General features: G+C 41.3%; 15 protein-coding genes. 13 read left to right on the top strand and 2 right to left on the bottom strand.

Going from position 1 to position 17,483, the window contains the following annotated elements; genetic code table 11:
* The first annotated feature begins 269 nt into the window (after positions 1-269).
* The 5 genes from VXP95_RS09365 (at position 270) to hisG (ending at position 4,588) form a co-directional block, all read left to right on the top strand.
* Positions 270-1,721, top strand: coding sequence for an RNA polymerase factor sigma-54 (locus VXP95_RS09365; protein WP_064097050.1), 1,452 nt, complete (start codon positions 270-272; stop codon positions 1,719-1,721).
* A gap of 184 nt (positions 1,722-1,905) precedes the next feature.
* Entirely contained in the window at positions 1,906-2,238 is a 333-nt protein-coding gene (gene hpf, locus VXP95_RS09360) for a ribosome hibernation-promoting factor, HPF/YfiA family (RefSeq protein ID WP_064097049.1), read from the top strand.
* 133 nt (positions 2,239-2,371) lie between these two features.
* Complete coding sequence (gene ibaG / locus VXP95_RS09355) at positions 2,372-2,623, top strand: BolA family iron metabolism protein IbaG (protein ID WP_004646023.1); 252 nt, start codon at positions 2,372-2,374, stop codon at positions 2,621-2,623.
* Positions 2,624-2,630: 7 nt separating this feature from the next.
* A complete protein-coding gene (gene murA, locus VXP95_RS09350; protein WP_416711897.1) occupies positions 2,631-3,887 on the top strand; it encodes a UDP-N-acetylglucosamine 1-carboxyvinyltransferase in 1,257 nt (418 codons plus the stop codon).
* Positions 3,887-4,588 carry an ATP phosphoribosyltransferase gene (hisG, locus tag VXP95_RS09345; protein WP_064097047.1) on the top strand — a complete coding sequence of 234 codons (702 nt, stop codon included), beginning with the start codon at positions 3,887-3,889 and terminating at the stop codon, positions 4,586-4,588. The genes murA and hisG overlap by 1 nt, the downstream gene beginning before the upstream one ends.
* A 43-nt stretch (positions 4,589-4,631) precedes the next feature.
* Here hisG and VXP95_RS09340 read toward each other — a convergent pair whose 3' ends face one another.
* Positions 4,632-4,982 (bottom strand): hypothetical protein, encoded by a 351-nt coding sequence (locus VXP95_RS09340; protein ID WP_064097046.1) that lies wholly within the window; start codon positions 4,980-4,982, stop codon positions 4,632-4,634.
* Between the two features lie 168 nt (positions 4,983-5,150).
* Between VXP95_RS09340 and hisD the strand changes: the two genes are divergently transcribed.
* Positions 5,151-6,452, top strand: coding sequence for a histidinol dehydrogenase (hisD, locus tag VXP95_RS09335; protein WP_171254985.1), 1,302 nt, complete (start codon positions 5,151-5,153; stop codon positions 6,450-6,452).
* A 142-nt stretch (positions 6,453-6,594) separates the two neighbouring features.
* Positions 6,595-7,683 (top strand): histidinol-phosphate transaminase, encoded by a 1,089-nt coding sequence (gene hisC / locus VXP95_RS09330; RefSeq protein ID WP_416711896.1) that lies wholly within the window; start codon positions 6,595-6,597, stop codon positions 7,681-7,683.
* A gap of 146 nt (positions 7,684-7,829) precedes the next feature.
* On the opposite strand, the gene VXP95_RS09325 is transcribed toward hisC, so the two are convergent.
* The gene (locus tag VXP95_RS09325; protein WP_416682328.1) at positions 7,830-9,161 is read right to left on the bottom strand and encodes an anthranilate synthase component I family protein; all 1,332 of its coding nucleotides are present in this window, start codon (positions 9,159-9,161) and stop codon (positions 7,830-7,832) included.
* A 257-nt stretch (positions 9,162-9,418) separates the two neighbouring features.
* On the opposite strand from VXP95_RS09325, the gene VXP95_RS09320 reads away from it, so the two are divergent.
* The 6 genes from VXP95_RS09320 (at position 9,419) to VXP95_RS09295 (ending at position 17,444) form a co-directional block, all read left to right on the top strand.
* The gene (locus VXP95_RS09320; protein WP_064097042.1) at positions 9,419-10,363 is read left to right on the top strand and encodes a DUF6160 family protein; all 945 of its coding nucleotides are present in this window, start codon (positions 9,419-9,421) and stop codon (positions 10,361-10,363) included.
* 188 nt (positions 10,364-10,551) lie between these two features.
* A complete protein-coding gene (locus VXP95_RS09315) occupies positions 10,552-11,385 on the top strand; it encodes a C39 family peptidase (RefSeq protein WP_064101824.1) in 834 nt (277 codons plus the stop codon).
* Between the two features lie 37 nt (positions 11,386-11,422).
* Complete coding sequence (locus VXP95_RS09310; protein ID WP_416682330.1) at positions 11,423-12,625, top strand: hypothetical protein; 1,203 nt, start codon at positions 11,423-11,425, stop codon at positions 12,623-12,625.
* A 12-nt stretch (positions 12,626-12,637) separates the two neighbouring features.
* On the top strand, positions 12,638-14,302 hold the full coding sequence (locus VXP95_RS09305; protein ID WP_416682332.1) for an OmpP1/FadL family transporter: 1,665 nt from the start codon (positions 12,638-12,640) through the stop codon (positions 14,300-14,302).
* A 7-nt stretch (positions 14,303-14,309) separates the two neighbouring features.
* A complete protein-coding gene (filE, locus tag VXP95_RS09300; protein ID WP_416711895.1) occupies positions 14,310-15,494 on the top strand; it encodes a putative pilus assembly protein FilE in 1,185 nt (394 codons plus the stop codon).
* A 21-nt stretch (positions 15,495-15,515) separates the two neighbouring features.
* A complete protein-coding gene (locus VXP95_RS09295; protein ID WP_416711894.1) occupies positions 15,516-17,444 on the top strand; it encodes a hypothetical protein in 1,929 nt (642 codons plus the stop codon).
* Positions 17,445-17,483 lie beyond the last annotated feature (39 nt).

The following is a 17,483-nucleotide window of genomic DNA, read 5'->3' as shown; positions in this document are numbered from 1 at the left end:
CAGAAGTGAAACCTCTTAGCGCTGATGGTAGTGTGGGATTACCCATGTGAGAGTAAGTCATCGCCAGCTCATTATTCAAAACACCCCAGGTCTAAAGGCCGGGGGTGTTTTTTTATGTTCTAAAAATGAACCGTCTGATAGGTGATTTGACCCCTACAGACTATAAATTAAGAATTCATTTTGTATGTTTTTAAACAAAACTATGTTATAAAAAATAAAACGGCATAAAAATTGCTTATAAAACGAGATTTTTGATTAAGGGGGTCACAATGAGATTATCAGTGGGCATAAAAATTGCGAACTCGCTGTCATTAACTCCACAATTACAGCAAGCAATACGGTTATTGCAGCTTTCAAGTCTGGAGCTAGAACAGGAAGTTCAGTTGCAACTTGATAGCAATCCTCTGTTAGAAAAAGTTGAAGAACAAATTACCCTTGAAAGCCTGTCTACTATTGAATCTGATAATGAACATAATGATCTAACCAATGAACTTAATGCTAATCATCTGCCTGATGACTTACCTGTAGATACTGATTGGGATGATGTTTATACGCATCAGCCTACGAGCCTCGGGGCGGCTGAATTCGAAGAGCGGGAAGATAATCGTCAAGGACATCAGACTCTGCAGGAGTATATGCTGGAGCAAATCAATCTATTGAATTTTTCCCAAGTGGATAAATTGATTGCTTATTGCATTATTGACTCCTTGGATGATAAAGGCTTTCTAGATGCAGATTTGAGTGAAATTACGGCTTCGGTACAACACCTTTTATCTTCTATGGACTTTGAAGAAGAAATTGAAGATGATGAAGTGGCAGTCGTTTTAAAACATATCCAGCGTTTAGATCCGGTGGGTGTAGGTTCTAGAAGCTTGGCAGAATGTCTCCTGGTTCAACTTGATAATTTGCCCGCATCAACGCCTTGTCGAAATGATGCGATTAAACTTCTGCAACATTATGAATTATTGATTACTAATGAACTTCCTAAGCTGATAAAGCAAACTGGACTCAATCAAGAACAGTTGCGCTGTGCAGTGGATCTGCTAAAAACTCTGAAACCGCACCCGGGACTGGAATTTGAAAATAAGGAATCAGATTATCAGGTACCCGATGTTGTCGTGATGAAAAAGGATAACTGTTGGCAGGTCAATTTAAACTCCGATATCCTGCCAAAGTTACGTATCAACTCGTTCTATGCCAAGATGATTCGTCGTGCCGATCAAAGTGATGATAATCAGTATTTACGTAATCAAATGCTGGAAGCAAAAAACTTTATTAAAAGTATTGATGAACGCCATAAAACCTTATTGAAAGTTGCAACCTGTATTGTAGAACATCAAAAAATGTTCTTGGAGATCGGCGCGGAAGGCATGAAACCTCTCGTGTTAAGAGATATTGCCGAAGAAGTCGAATTGCATGAATCGACAGTTTCACGAGTGACTACTAATAAATATATGCTAACCCCACGAGGCTTATTTGAGCTGAAATATTTCTTCTCGAGTCATGTGGGTACCACCTCAGGAGGGGAGGCCTCTTCTACTGCCATTCGTGCCAAAATCAAAAAACTGGTTTCTGAAGAAAATGCCCGCAAACCTTTGTCGGATAATGCGATCGCCACCATTCTGAAAGATGAGGGTATTGATGTGGCACGACGTACGGTAGCTAAATATCGTGAATCGTTACATATTCCTTCATCTTCTGAGCGAAAAGTCTTGATCTGAAATTTGAAATCTGGCTATTCTAGAGATTCATTATGACAGCATAATGAATCTTCTTTCTTTTGAGTGACAGTAAAAATGATTTTATTCAGGACTTGAAATGGGAATATATATTTTATAAGTTACTGTATTTAAGTTGTTTTATATTGTGACTCTTCTAATCCTAACGAAGGTGAGGGATAGAACTATGCAAATAACAATTCGTGGACATCATTTATCTATTACGCCAGCAATTGAAGAAAGTATAAAAACCAAATTTTCACAAATGACGAAACATCTGGACCAGGTGAATAGTATGCAAGTGAAACTCTCCAAAGATCATCAAATCGATAAACCCTCCAGAAAGGGCAGTAGTAATCATATCGCAGAGGCTATTATCCGATTACCGGGCATTGAATTTTTTGCTCACGCCACCGCAGATGATATGTATACATCGATTAAAATATTAGCAGAAAAACTTAAACGGCAAATTGATCGATACCGGGAAATACATTTACAGCAGCATGCTTTAGTCCTATAAAGGACAAATGATAAAAAAGAGGTTTTAAAAGCCTCTTTTTTTTATAGATATAATGTAGGGATTCGTGAATTATTTTTGCTATTTATAGTAAAATGGCTCGTTTTACACCCTTAGTCCTATTAGAGGTCTTGTGATGAATAATGAACAGCTCACTGAAATTTTAAAAGCCGCTTTTCCCGAGGCGGATGTTGCTGTGAGTGGTCAGGGCGGAAAATTTGATCTCCGTATTGTAGATGATCAATTTGAAGGTAAGCGTCCAGTTGCACGCCAACAAGCTGTTTATGCTCCTCTCAATGCCCATATTGCCAGTGGTGCAGTTCACGCAGTGACAATTCGAGCAATGACAAAAGAAGAATGGCGCAAAGCAAGCTTATTTGGAGCTTAATCATTTAATGGATAAATTTTTAATTCAGGGCGGTATTAAGCTCGAAGGTGAAGTGCGTATTTCTGGTGCAAAGAATGCAGCACTTCCATTATTGGCGGCAATGATTCTGGCTGACACTCCTATTAAGCTTAGAAATGTGCCTAATCTGAAAGATGTCAATACGCTGGTGCAGCTCATTGCAGGTCTTGGGATTACCATGACTTATGAAGGCGATACAGTTGTTGCTGATACCTCTACTTTAGATAACCAGTTTGCACCATATGAACTCGTAAAAACCATGCGTGCTTCGATTTTGGTGCTCGGTCCATTGCTAGCGCGCTATGGTAGTGCAAAAGTGTCACTTCCAGGTGGTTGTGCCATTGGTTCCCGTCCAGTGGATCAGCATTTAAAAGCCTTGGAAGCTTTGGGTGCCGAGATTGAAGTGGAAGCCGGTTATGTACATGCCAAAGTCGATGGTCGCCTGAAAGGTGGTGAAGTGGTCTTTGATATGGTGACTGTCGGCGGTACTGAAAATATTCTGATGGCTGCAGTGTTAGCAGATGGCATCACCACAATTCGCAATGCTGCACGTGAACCTGAAATCACCGATCTTGCACAAATGCTCATTAAAATGGGTGCCAAGATTGAAGGTCTAGACACTGACACCTTGGTGGTGACTGGGGTTGAGAGCTTACACGGCTGTGAATACTCAGTGGTTGCAGACCGGATTGAAACCGGTTCCTATTTAGCTGCAGCTGCAATCACGGGTGGTAAGATCAAAACCACACATACAGATCCAACTCTGATGGAAGCTGTGCTGGAAAAGTTTGAAGAAATGGGTGCAGAAGTCACCCGTGGCGATGACTGGATTGAACTGGATATGATGGGTAAACGTCCGAAAGCAGTGAGCTTCCGTACCTTGCCACATCCAGATTTCCCAACAGATATGCAAGCTCAGATTATGGCGGTGAATGCTATTGGCCATGGGTTTGCGACAATTTCAGAAACCATTTTTGAAAATCGATTTATGCATGTACCTGAATTGGCACGAATGGGCGCAAATATTCAGGTGGAAGGTAATGATGCAGTCGTAACAGGTGTGGATAAACTTTCTGCAGCACCCGTGATGGCGACAGATTTACGTGCTTCATTCTCTTTGGTATTGGCAGCACTTGCCGCTGAAGGTGAAACATTGATTGACCGTATTTATCATATTGACCGCGGTTATGAAAATATTGAAGCGAAGTTACAAGGTTTAGGTGCCCAAATTAAGCGAGTAAGTTAATGAGCGATATGAGAAACGATGATCCAAACTTTGACGTAATGGGCAATTTTGATCATGGTTTAACTTTGGCATTGAGTAAAGGACGTATCTTGAAAGAAACGTTACCTTTACTTGAAACAGCTGGTATTAATCTTTTAGAAGATCCAGATAAATCGCGCAAGTTAATTTTCCCCACCACGCATAAACAGGTCCGTATTTTAATTTTACGTGCCTCTGATGTACCGACCTATGTGGAAAATGGTGCGGCAGATATTGGTGTTGCGGGTAAAGATGTACTCATGGAACATGGCGCGCAAAATGTCTATGAACCACTCGACTTAAAAATTGCTGTCTGTAAACTGATGACGGCAGGGAAAGTGGGCATGGAGCGTCCGAAAGGCCGTCTGAAAATTGCTACCAAATACGTCAACTTAACCCGTCAATACTATGCCAGCCTGGGCGAGCAAGTGGATGTGATCAAGCTGTATGGTTCAATGGAACTTGCACCACTGGTTGGTCTGGGTGATTACATCGTCGATGTAGTCGATACCGGTAACACCTTGCGTGCCAATGGTCTGGAGCCACTTGAAGAAATTTGTAAAGTATCTTCACGTTTGATCGTTAATAAAGCCAGCTTTAAGCGTAAGCAGGCATTATTAAATCCGATTTTGGCTCAACTGGAACAAGCGGTTGAAGCACGTGAGCAAGCGAAAAAAGTATAATTTATGCTGAACACAAAAACCGTCCTTAATAGGGCGGTTTTTTTTATAACTGATTTATAGGAATACAATAAGATTGAATTTTAATAATCTGTGAGTCGAGATTAAATTCATAAATATCACAAGCAGCAATAATATGATCAAGACCATGTAAATGGAAAGTTGCATGACCTTGAATGATAATAAAATTTTGACAAATATGGGTGTTTTTTAACGTAAATAGATGAGGTGCGTTTCGAAAAAATCTCTCAATTGTAGTGATGTGATTGAGTACAGTTTCTTTTCCTATTAAGTCACGTTCACCGATGATCTCCCAAACAATGTCATCCGAAATATACGGATGCAGTTGATTAAAGTGTCCGAGAGAAAACTGCTGGGCAATCTGTATAGCATCCATATTTATACTCTTATTTTTTTGGATGATGTTTTGATCTTGAGCCTAGATTGAACGAGTTTAGCAATAAAATCAAAAGTAATTATTCATGAAAGTTGTTTCATTCCAAGTTGAATCTTGTCCACAATAATCAGGAAACAAGGTAAACTAAAGCCTCCCATTATTTTCATTGTGGATAAATTGATGCGACGTTTATCGACTCAAGATCAGAACTTTAAACAAGTCTTTGCTGATTTGTTGGCTTTTGAAACTGTGAGTGACCCCGAACTTTTAAAAACCGTAGATCAAATCATCGCTGATGTTCGTCAGCATGGTGATGCTCATGTTCTTAAACTCACTCAACAGTTCGATCGACATCCAGCGCATCAATTCTCAGAGCTTGAGCTGACCCAGGAACAATTGAAAGCAGCATTTGATGGTCTAAGCACGGAAGTCCGGGAAGCGCTTGAACTTGCAGCGAATCGTATTCGGGAATTCCACCAAGCACAAAAGCAAGATGGCTGGACTTATGTGGATGCCTTAGGCAATACACTAGGTCAAAAAGTGACCCCACTGGATCGTGTGGGGATCTATGTACCCGGTGGTTTGGCGTCTTATCCATCTTCTGTGTTAATGAATGCCGTGCCAGCACATGTGGCGGGGGTGCCTGAAATTATCATGGTGGTGCCTGCACCCAATGGTGAACTCAATCCATTGGTATTGGCCGCTGCCTATTTAGCCGGTGTGACACGCGTATTTACGATTGGTGGTGCACAAGCCGTGGCCGCCTTGGCTTATGGTACAGAAACCATTCCATCAGTCGATAAAATCACAGGTCCGGGTAACCGTTTCGTGGCTGCTGCGAAGCGAGCCGTGTTCGGTCAAGTCGGGATTGATATGATCGCTGGTCCTTCTGAAATTTTAGTCTATGCAGAAGGCGAAAATAATGCTGAATGGCTGGCGATGGATTTACTGTCACAAGCTGAGCATGACACGGTTGCACAGGCGGTATTCATTACACCTGATGAGGAACTTTTAAATGCTGTAGGTGAATGGATCGAAAAGCATTTAGAAGCATTACCAAAAGCTGAGATCGCACGTACATCCATTGAGAACCGCGGTGCATTGGTGTTAGTTAAAGACCGTGCAGAAGGTGTAGAACTCATTAACCAAGTGGCTCCTGAACACCTCATGCTCTGTTTAGATGAAGCGCAAGAAATGGCTGAAGATATTCGCCATGCTGGTGCAATCTTCATGGGTCGCTATACACCTGAAGCGATTGGTGACTACTGTGCCGGTCCAAACCACGTATTACCAACCTCGGGCACTGCACGTTTCTCATCACCACTTGGCGTGTATGATTTCCAAAAACGCTCGAGCTTGATCATGTGCTCGCAAGACGGTGTGAAAACCTTAGCAAAAACAGCAGATATTTTGGCGCAACAAGAGAATCTGGATGCCCATGCACGTTCTGCACGTTATCGTTATCAGTAAGTCATTCCGCAGAAATCAATAAAGAAATGAATATTTCCTCTTTTGCGTCATATATGGCTCAGGGAGAAGTTAGGAGAAGGGTGATCAAGAGACCTCTCCCTAACCCTCTCCTGGAAAGAGAGGAAGTTTAGAGAATTTAAAAATGAAGATCACAGCAGAACAAATGCGTTTTTGGAGTCCTGATGTACGTGAGTTAGAACCGTATACCCCAGGGGAACAGCCAAAAATCCAAAATTTACTGAAACTCAATACCAACGAAAACCCATATCCGCCGTCACCCAAAGTGGTAGAAGCGGTACAAAAGGTTTTGGCGAATGGTGCAGATGTATTGCGTTTATATCCTGATCCTGATGCATCTGAACTAAAACAGGCGATCGCTAAACAGCAAAAAGTTGCTGTTGAAAATGTCTTTGTTGGAAATGGCTCGGACGAAGTTTTAGCGCATATTTTTAAAGCCTTTTTCATTCAAGAATTACCGCTTTTATATCCAGATATTACCTACAGTTTCTATCCAGTTTATAGTCAGTTCTTTGGTGTCAAAACCAAAGTCTTGCCACTCAATGATGATTTTGAAATTGTAGTGGATGACTATAAGCAGCCAAATGGCGGAATTATCATTACCAATCCAAATGCGCCAACCAGTATTGCATTGGGCTTGTCTGCAATTGAAGAAATTCTTCAAGCCAATCCCAACTCGGTGGTGGTCATTGATGAAGCCTATGTGGACTTTGGTGCCGAATCAGCAGTAAGTTTGGTTAAAAAGTATGACAACCTTGTAGTTTGCCAAACTACGTCTAAATCACGTTCATTGGCAGGTTTGCGTGTTGGTTTTGCAATCGCGCAACCACATTTAATTGCTGCACTTGAAGCGGTAAAAAACAGCTTCAACTCCTATCCAATGGATCGTTTTGCAATTGCTGCTGCGGTGGCTTCTTTTGAGGATCAAGCATACTTTGAAACGCAAAATGCTAAAGTAATTGCGAGTCGCGAAATGCTAGTTGCTCAACTGAGTGAACTTGGTTTTAAAGTCTTACCATCGAGTGCCAACTTTATTTTTGCCTCATTGCCATCTAAGGAGGCAGGCGAACTTGCAACTGAATTACGTGAACATGGCATCATCGTGCGTTATTTTAATAAACCACGGATAAATCAGTTCCTGCGTATCACCATTGGTACGGATGAACAGAATCAGCGTTTGGTAGATACCTTGAAAAACGAGATTTTAGTTTAATCTCTCCCTTGCGAAGCGGTGCTTCTCATCTTTAGAAAAGAAGGACTTTCCTGATTTTACTGAATTAGAGGATTCCCTCCTTTGGTGAAGAAGGGTTAGGGTGGATTCAAAATAAAAAAGCGATTCAATTGAATCGCTTTTTTCATTTATTCAGGCTCATACCAGGTATTGAGTAAATTCAGCATGGCTTCAACTTTATCAAAACATTCCTGATATTCTGCATCACTGTCAGATGCAATGGTAATGCCACCACCAGCCCATAAAGACACTTCCTCCTGATACTTCTGAATAGAGCGAATCAGAATATTCCAGGAGCCTGTACCATCAAAATTAAAATACCCCATTGAGCCACAATAAGCCCCACGCGGTGCACCTTCGAGTTCTTCAATAATTTGCATGGCACGAATTTTAGGTGCACCCGTAATTGAACCGCCTGGCAGTGCAGACATTAAAACCTCAAAAGGATTCACATTTTCCTTTAGAGTTGCCTCAACTTCACTCACCATATGATGCACTTGATTGAAGCTTTCAATGTTAAACAGCTTGGGTGTTTTGACAGTACCTGTTTTCGCATAAACACTTAAATCATTACGTAATAAATCCACAATCATGACATTTTCTGCCTGATCTTTTTCCGATGCTTTTAAGGTTTGTCTAGATTGCTCGTCTAGCACAGGGTCGCTATAGCGTGGCATGGTGCCTTTAATCGGCTTGGTAATGATTTTTCGATCTGCTTCAAAATCAATAAATAACTCGGGTGAGCAGCTGAGTAATTCAAAATCACCAATGCGCAAATAACCCGCATAGGGTGCTTCGGTAAGTGACCAGAAGGCTTGGGCAGTCGCTAAGAGGGAGCCTTGGGCACGACCTGAAAATTCTTGAGTCAAGTTAATCTGATAACAGTCACCTGCAACAATATAATCCTGAATCTCCTGAAAAGCCTGAGTGTAAACAGATTTTGTCCAGCGTGCAGTACAAGGGCTTTTTAACTGAAATGTTGGATAATTTAAATCTCGTTCAAGCAAGCCTTGGATATGATTGAAAATTTGCTCGGCCTGCGAGTCGTGACTATAGAACATCCAGCCTTCAGAACTTGGCTTAATGTAGGACGAGAACTGACCAATGAATAAACCGGGTTGGGGACGGTCTGGATAATGGATATATTGCTGAGCTGCATAATCATAGCCAATAAAGCCGATATAACCTCCAGAAAATCCATGCTTTTGAGGCGTTTTTGGTCCATCAATTTCTAGATTGAATTCGGATGGAACAGCTTGATATTGTTCAATCTCTGTTCTTTTAAAACACTGGGTTTCTGAGGTCTGGGCAATAAAATATTCCTGAGCACAGCAGGCAATGAAAGGCTGACCATTATTATTTAAATACGCCAGATGATCCAATGTCTTCAATGCAGATAATAGATCTGCAACTAGCAGCGATTCAAAGTTTAAGGGACGATGATAGAGAGCTTCGGTCATTCAGTTATGGGGAGTTCGGGATGACTTACTATTTTATATCAAGAAGACGGAAAATATTTTTAAATCATGAAATACCGTTTATCGGTAAGCGACAGATTGCGACCAACGACAGTTGATCAAAAACTGACTCGACGTTAATTTAAGTGGGCTAGCAAATTACTCAAGGAAAGATGTTTAAGCTGTCAGAAAATAAAAAATACAGCCTCAACACTGAGTAATTCACAATCAAAAAAATAGTACTCTTGGGAGAGTAAACAATGAAGAAATTCACAAAATTAGTTCTAGCGACTTCAGTTGCATTTAGTGCCAATGCGATGGCGATGCAGGCAATGGATGAGGCATCTCTAAGCGAAACAACGGGTCAGGAAGGTATCTCGATTGGTATCGGTATTTCAAAAATTGAAATTGAAAAACTCTATATTCATGATAATGATGGTTATTCTGGAGCTGGTGGTACAGGTGCAGCAGGTGCGATTGTTATTGAAGCAAATGGTAAAGGTGCAACAGCTGCTCACGGTGTAGTAGTTGGTGCTAACTATGACAATAATGGTGCATATTTATTGCCTACACGTAACCTCGCTGACTTGAAAATTGACTCTGATGCTGGTGGTGGGAATCCATTCATTAATATTGCAGCAGCAGTATCTGGTTTAGATATTCATATTGGTCAAATTGGTGTTGTGGCATCTGGTGATGAACCAGCTGCAGATGCAACGTCTATTCGTCGTGGTGGTCAAGGTACGACAAATGCAATTTTATCTGGTTTGTCAATTAAAACAGGTCCAATGTCTGCAAACATTCAATTGGGTGCAGCACCTCAAGGCGCAATGATTAAATTAAATGCAAATATGATCGGTGGTCTGGAAATTAAAGACCTAGGCATCTTGGATAATTCAACGAAAACTGATACTCGTGCTGCAGGTGAAATCTTCATTGAAAGTATCAAACTAACAGATGCAAACTCTAGAGATCTTGCGTTAAATCAGTCTATTAGCGTATTTGGTGAGGAAGCGGCATCTAAAGGCTATATCCGTATTGTTAGCACGAGCGGTGCACATGATAATTATGTGAAAGGTATTCATTTAGGTAGCCGTACTGCTGCATCAATCGGCGATATGGAAATCCAAGGTTTACAAACTTATTTCAGCCCTGCGCTAGGTCAATACGCCCCAGGTGCGATTATTACTATTGCTGGTCACTAATCTTCATTTAAAAAAAGCGCGTGTTTACACGCGCTTTTTTTATGACTGAATCATTTATCCAAAAAATAAAAAAAATGCTGTATTTTTTTGAAAAAGAAGGTATCTTTCTAGTTACAGGGAAGTAGAGTTAATACTCTATAAAAAGAAAAATAGGCATATTATGCCAATCATAAGAAAAGTTAATAATTATGTTAGAGATCGCGTTGGGCTCGGCATTGATGTATTACGCTGCCAAAGAAGCTCTAGATATCAAAAAACAGCCACCGGGCGCTGTTCACTATACTGAAGTCCTTGATTCAAGAAATGATTCTTTTAAGCGCATGCACCGCGAAACAGTAGAAATAAAGCCGGCACTGCTGGATCAATTCCAAGGTATTGTACGTCAGGCTTATGACTATAGTTGTGGTTCAGCAGCACTTACTACCTTACTCAACGGTTATGTCGGTACGCAGCTGGATGAGCAGCAAGTCATGAGTGGGCTGATGAAATTTGGTGAAACGGATAAAATTGTTGAACGCCGTAGTTTTTCTCTACTTGATATGAAGCGCTTTGTTTCAGCCTTAGGATTGGAAAGCGGAGGCTATCGAGGAGAATTCAAGGATTTAGTCAATCAAGATCAGCCGGCCATTGTTCCGATTTCCTATGCGGGATTTAAGCATTTTGTGGTGTATAAGGGCTATAAAAATGGCCGGGTTTATGTTGCAGATCCAGCACTTGGCAATATCAGTTTTGATGAGCGGCGTTTTCAGGATATTTGGGAAAATAACACCTTGTTCCTGATCAATGTCCCTGAGCAATATCGCAAAAATTTTCTGGCATTAAAAGAATCAGATATGCGCCATGTAGAGGATGCGACAATTAACCGCTATGCCTTGGTCGACATGCAATATCCACAGTTTTATATGGATAAAATTGCTGATAAAGCTTCTACAATCCGTATGGACCGTAATCGTAATACAGAATCAGAAAAGTTTGGGGAGTATCAATATAATTTCCTGAGACTGTATTATAAGAATAAATAAAGTAAAGAAAAACAGTAATAAAAATTAAAATGGTGAAATGGATATGAACAGTAAATGGATGAACAAGACGTTCTTGGCACTGAGCATTCAAATGGTAATGGGCGTTGCATTTGCTGCAGAAGAACCAGCACTAGGTGAATACGAAACGGTTGATGAGGAAGTTGTAGTTGAAACTACAGCAGTACAGCCTCAAACTGAGCAAGTCGAAACACAGGTTGCAGAAGATGTAGAATTAGGGGGATATGAAGTAGTTGAAGATACTACTGTTAAAACTACAGTACCTGTAGAAGCTCAACCTAAACAGGTCACAGATGCATCTCAGGCTTTACAGCAACAAGAAGGCGATGCAACTCAGGCAACTAATCTCGAAGAAGTATTTACGTCAAATGAACGTCAATATTCACTGATTAAAAAAGGTGATATTTCATCTTATTACGATATTGATTATACCTACTATCGAGATACCCAACTTGACCTAGAAATGGCTCAGGGACAATTATATCAACTGCGGGTGCAAGAAAATGCAACACATACTCTGACCAATACTTTCACTTTCCAATATGGGGTGAAAGATAATCTGACATTAACTGCATCCCTACCTTTGGTGGCCAAGACCGACCTCTTAAAAGATACCTCTACTGCCGGGTTGGGTGATATTAGCATGGGCGCGCGTTGGGAGCCTTTTCCGTTAAAAGCAGGCCGTCTTCCTCTGATTTTATTTGCAAATTTATCTACCAAAACGGGTGAAAGCCCCTACGAAATTAATGCAGCCACGGATCTCGGTATCGGTAAAGGATATTATTCTGCGGGGCTAGGGGCCAGTACGCGTAAATACATTGATCCGGTCGTACTGTTTGCATCGGTTTCTGCGAACTATGGTTTTAAAGAATCCGGTCTGAACCAACGTCGTGGTTATCGTATTATTGAAGAATTTGATCCCGGAATTAGTGGGGGTTTTGCATTCGGTTTCGCCTACTCATTTAACTATGATGTTTCAATGACCATGTCCTATCAGCAAAGCTTCAATACGGGAGCTGAGTTTAGCTATAACACGGGTGAAAGTTATTCTGCTGCGGATCAGACCAGTGCTACTTTTGCGATTTCATTAGGGGTCAGGGTTTCTCCAGAAACAATTGTAAATGGTACTGTCGGCCTGGGGCTGACTGAAGATGCACCGGATGTTTCGTTGGGATTGTCATTCCCGCTTGATATTTTAGGTTTTGGTAAAAAAATCAGTTAATAGGGGTGTCGTATGAAAACCATTCGACTTAGCCCGTTATTAACAGGAATCATTCTTGCGGGCTGTTCAAGTTATACTTTTGCGCAACTAGGGGCCAACCTTTCGGTGGATCTGCGCGCATTATCTATGGGAAATGCTGTAACTGCAGATCCTCCAGGGGTTAATGCCATTCACTTTAACCCGGCAGGCCTGACTAAGATTCAGGGCCTGCAAACAGAACAGCAGATTATTGTCGCTAATTTTGATATCCAGCGTGAGTTTTCAGTGCCGGCTGGATATAACGTATTTGGCTATTCTGATGACCCCATGGTTTGTCATGATGGACCGGAAGTTTCATCTGATATATGTACTGATTTTAAAGGCAAGGTCAGTGGTGATGTAGAATACGTCAGTCTTTTTGTGCCTTATCTTAAAAAAATGGTCGATTTGGGCGAAGGCCTTCCTTTGGTTGCGCCGACCATGGGGGCTGCCTACAATCCACCTGGTTCTAAAGCAACCTATGCGACCGCAATTTATGCACCGTTAATGGCCGGGTTTGGTCAGGAAGATGGAAGTCCTGCAAACTTCATGGGTCAGCAGGTTGCCTTGGAGCGGATTACTTATCTGTCTCCATCTGTCGGTTATGAGGTTAACGACCAGCTGTCGATTGGTGCATCTGTCGGGATGTCGTATCAGGCTATTGCGATGAAAACAGACTTGCGTTTTCCAAATGAACTGATCGGCATGCTAAGAATGATCGATGAGGTTGTCTGTACGCCGTTTAAAGAAAATTCCGACATCATTACTGACATTCTTTTACTCGGAATTTGTAATGCTGACGAAGGCATGAATCCATTTGGCAAATTTGGCCAAATGCAGTTGTCGCTCGAGCAAAATTTAAGCCCCAGCTATAACTTGGGTATATTATGGGAACCGCGCGAAGACTTTAGTTTTGGTATGGTTTATCAAAGCGCTGCAAAAATGCGTCTAAAAGGTAAATTCCATATTGATAATGCCAAAGCACCGCAAGAGATGATTAAAGGTTTAATGACCTCGCCTACCGGACAGATTCTGGCTGCAATTCTGGGATTTCCAAATTATATTCCTTCCAGTGAGTCTGGTTTGGTGTCGATGGATTTCGAATATCCAGCCCATTTCCAGGCAGGGATCACCTATAAGGTAATGCCTGATTTACAGGTGAATTTTGATGTCGGCTGGACGGATTATAAGGTTTGGGATAAGTTTAAATTCGAGTTTGATCGTACGCTTTCCGCTTTAAAGATCGCCAAAATCTTGTCTGGAAATGTGACCGATTCTAGTCTGGCTTTACCTATGGGATTTAAGTCACCATGGAACTTCGGTATAGGGATGGAGTATTCGGCAACCGACCGTCTAAAGCTTCGCGCAGGTTATGAGCCACGAACCAGTGCCATTCCAAAGGATAAGCGCAATACTATGGTACCTATTAATGGTGCACAGTTGTTTGGCCTGGGGGTAGGTTATCGTTTTGATGCAGACACTGATCTGGATCTATCGATTGGTTTCTTACGCGGTAAGGATCAGATTCCAGCAAATACCAGTAGTTTAGCTAACCAGACTGGGGTAAATAATTTGCTATTAAACCCATATGCAGGTTTAAACATCAAAACAGATACCAAAATTACCATTTTAGGTTTGAACTATCGCACGCGTTGGTAACAAAGACATGATCAAGACAGGGAAAGTTGGATGGGCAGCGGTGCTGGTATTAAATCTGGTACCCTTATCTTTCACTACAAGTGCTAAAGAATTTATTACGATTATTGGTCCGGATGGGCGACCATTAGTTGTACCCGGTAACCCTGCAGAGAAAAAAACTGAAGAAAAATATCCATCTTCTAAAAAAACAGGAACTGTGGTAGCAGTCCAATCCTCCTCGGTACAGCAAAATTTGGAAAAAATACCAGTCACTGAAAATAGACAAGTGAAGTCTAGGCAGGACCATAATATGGTTGTACAACCAGTACAACCAGTACAACCAGTACAACCAGTACAACCAGTACAACCAGTACAACCAGTACAACCAGTACAACCAGTTATTGCCCCAGAACGGACGCAGTCTAAAACGCGATTGAAGTCTGAATCACAAGCTCAAGTTCCTCAAATTGCTAATACTGGCCTTAAATCTTCTGCAGCAACTGTGCAAAAACCCGGATTTAGCCAGATAGAAGGCATTGAATATGTGGATAGTGAATATCTGGAAAATAAAGAATTCAATGTAGACGGTAAAAAACGTTTCTATAGCATGCCTGAAGGTGTGGTAGACAAAAATATGGGAACTACGCGGATCCAGACGATTGAGCGTGAAAAAGGGGTCGGGCAATCCCTGTTAAAAGCCCTGTTTCAAACGCCAGAGCTAGATTTTGGTCCTGTGGTACTGGCACAAAGTTATTATCGTATATCACAGCCTGAAACCATCGATAGCTTAGGGAAACAGTGTTTTAACGATAAAAAAATTAAAAATGCTAAAGAAATCAGCCTTAAAAAAGCGATCAATCTGTGGCCTCGTGTGCCTCTTAAAGCAGACGAATTTGATTTTGAAGTGGTGAAACTTCAATCTGATATTAAAAATATTCAGATTAACTCTTATGCTTCTAGCCAAAAAAATCCAACTTATTATTGGCCTTTTGTTGTATTTTTAGACAATCGTGGCTGTGTGCTGGAAGGCGCTGGCGGTTTTAAAAATCAGGAAGGGCCGGCGAATATTATTCAACATGAACATATTGAAGGGATCCTGCAGATACCTGCAAAAACTGAATACGTATTATTGACACCTTTAGCATCAGCTATAGATGTCGAAGACAAGATGCTGACAAATCATGGACAACTAAAATTAGTCGCTATTCGATAAGGACTATTCGAGTATAGAAAAATGAAAAATAAATTATTATACCCATTTGCTGTAACTGCACTTTTGGCCACACTCAGTGGTTGCGGTGGGGAAAGTGCCAACGTTATTCCAGAAAAAAATGATGAAGCCACGACCAATGGTACGTGTACTCCCGGTACCACCAACTGTGTGGAATGGGGACTGGAATATCCACTCGATGGTCTGAACTTTAACTGTAGTAGTGATACAGAAAATACATTTATTACATTATTTGATAGTAAAAATGGTGTAGCTTCCGGAACCTGTACAAAGACAGATAATATTGAATTTTATATTCAAAGTTTTGCTTCAAACAAGATCAATTTAGGGCAAATTAAACTGAGCGACTATGCCATTTTTAATGCCCAGACCCAGTTGCCGCGTTTAAGTGTAATTGATATTGCAAGTGGGATTACCGGACGCCGAGTAGGTGATTTGGTCACTACAGACCCTACCGTTCAGGTGGCTATGCGTCTGGTTAAAATTTTACAAGCTTTGGCGCTACAAGAAGGGCGTATTGTAAATCCATCGGATGTACAGCCTTTATATATTACCGAAGAGATGCGCAAAGACCTGGCAAAAACCAGCGGAAATATCAGCCTGACTGATACTGATTTTGAAAAGAAAATTAAAGATTTTGTGGATGTCAGCCAGATTACTGATGAGGTGGCTTTTGCCACAGTTAAAAAACTGGTAACGATTGCCAATGCAGCCGTGTATCAGCCAGAGTTTTCATTGTTCTCAACTTCAGGTGTAATTGGTACTAATCTGTCGGGTTCAGATGGACTGGTAGGTTGTAACCTAAGTCCATGTGATATTAAAAATAAAAATACCAAATATTTATTTGGCCATTTTATGCTGATTACCGATCGCCAAGGCTATACCTTTGGTAGTGGCCTGCAATGGCGTGATACACAGTTAAAAATGGCGACAGAAAATTTATCTTCCTTGGGGGGCATTAATGCTCAGCTTATCCGTAAGGTGAAGCCGGTACAGATGACTGCAGATCCACAAAGTTCCTGGATTCACCCAACCAGAAAAACCATCACTACGCCTTATCGCCTGAATGTGGCGAATTCTAGTAATCCGCTTGAACTGTACCAAGGCAAATTATTGAATGATTATGTGATCGCAGGTAAGGAAGCTTTTTATAAAAAAGTAACTGACAAAACGGTACTAGATGCCTCTGATCAAGCCAACTTGGGTTTATGGCGCTTAGCGGCTGATAATGAGAATTATGCTGGAAGCTTTGACCTCTACAAGATTTTCCCGATTAGTTATCTGGATCGTCAGATCTTTAGAACAGCGGAGAACGTAGAACCTGGGCAGAGTTATATTTTCCCAATGTACGCCAATCTGGAGTTTAAATTTACCGAGAGCACAGTGAATCCAATTACCTTGGGAATTGTGATTGACAGTAATGGGGATGTACGTACCAATATGCAATCTGCCAGCAATTTGGCAACTGACCCGGTAGCAGGTTGCCAGGGAGATGTATTAGGCAGTAACCTGTTAATCAACGGTGTACAGCAATACCGACTTGGCACTTTAGGTCGTGCATTTGTTGCCGATAAAGCGGTATCAATGCGCCTGATTCTGGCCAATGAAAAGTTTGGCAACTTAAATGGTGCATTGGTTGGGCTTGACTCGCGTATCCAGTCCTCAACGGATCCAAAGGATTCGATTGTGATCGGTGGCGCATTGCTTAATTTGTCTAATGTATTGAATAGCAATGTTGGCCAGACTGGACGTGTCACTTTCCTGAATTCGGTAGGTGAAGAGGTGCAGTGGGCCAATACCTATGCCAGTTTTCAGAAAGTTTATAATAACAATAATAAGGATTTAACGCCTGCAGATACTCAACTGGCTAAACTAAATGGTGGGTCTGTTGAGTTTAAGCTGGCAGATTGTTATCAAGTCAAAGCCAAATAATATTTTTAAAAATAAAAAATCCCATCTTAGTGTGGGATT

The sequence above is a fragment of the Acinetobacter sp. 226 genome, assembly GCF_048147925.1.
In the GTDB taxonomy this organism is placed as follows: Bacteria; Pseudomonadota; Gammaproteobacteria; order Pseudomonadales; family Moraxellaceae; genus Acinetobacter; species Acinetobacter pecorum.
Note: the sequence above shows the minus strand (reverse complement) of the source record. Positions and strands in the feature narration are given on the sequence as shown.

What these genes read in the sequence shown, in the direction of transcription:
- VXP95_RS09325 (WP_416682328.1), bottom strand. Translation starts at nt 9,161, where the DNA reads ATGACCGAAGCTCTCTATCATCGTCCCTTAAACTTTGAATCGCTGCTA.
- VXP95_RS09365 (WP_064097050.1), top strand. Translation starts at nt 270, where the DNA reads ATGAGATTATCAGTGGGCATAAAAATTGCGAACTCGCTGTCATTAACT.
- murA (WP_416711897.1), top strand. Translation starts at nt 2,631, where the DNA reads ATGGATAAATTTTTAATTCAGGGCGGTATTAAGCTCGAAGGTGAAGTG.
- VXP95_RS09295 (WP_416711894.1), top strand. Translation starts at nt 15,516, where the DNA reads ATGAAAAATAAATTATTATACCCATTTGCTGTAACTGCACTTTTGGCC.
- VXP95_RS09310 (WP_416682330.1), top strand. Translation starts at nt 11,423, where the DNA reads ATGGATATGAACAGTAAATGGATGAACAAGACGTTCTTGGCACTGAGC.
- VXP95_RS09340 (WP_064097046.1), bottom strand. Translation starts at nt 4,982, where the DNA reads ATGGATGCTATACAGATTGCCCAGCAGTTTTCTCTCGGACACTTTAAT.
- ibaG (WP_004646023.1), top strand. Translation starts at nt 2,372, where the DNA reads ATGAATAATGAACAGCTCACTGAAATTTTAAAAGCCGCTTTTCCCGAG.
- VXP95_RS09305 (WP_416682332.1), top strand. Translation starts at nt 12,638, where the DNA reads ATGAAAACCATTCGACTTAGCCCGTTATTAACAGGAATCATTCTTGCG.
- filE (WP_416711895.1), top strand. Translation starts at nt 14,310, where the DNA reads ATGATCAAGACAGGGAAAGTTGGATGGGCAGCGGTGCTGGTATTAAAT.
- VXP95_RS09320 (WP_064097042.1), top strand. Translation starts at nt 9,419, where the DNA reads ATGAAGAAATTCACAAAATTAGTTCTAGCGACTTCAGTTGCATTTAGT.
- VXP95_RS09315 (WP_064101824.1), top strand. Translation starts at nt 10,552, where the DNA reads ATGTTAGAGATCGCGTTGGGCTCGGCATTGATGTATTACGCTGCCAAA.
- hpf (WP_064097049.1), top strand. Translation starts at nt 1,906, where the DNA reads ATGCAAATAACAATTCGTGGACATCATTTATCTATTACGCCAGCAATT.
- hisG (WP_064097047.1), top strand. Translation starts at nt 3,887, where the DNA reads ATGAGCGATATGAGAAACGATGATCCAAACTTTGACGTAATGGGCAAT.
- hisC (WP_416711896.1), top strand. Translation starts at nt 6,595, where the DNA reads ATGAAGATCACAGCAGAACAAATGCGTTTTTGGAGTCCTGATGTACGT.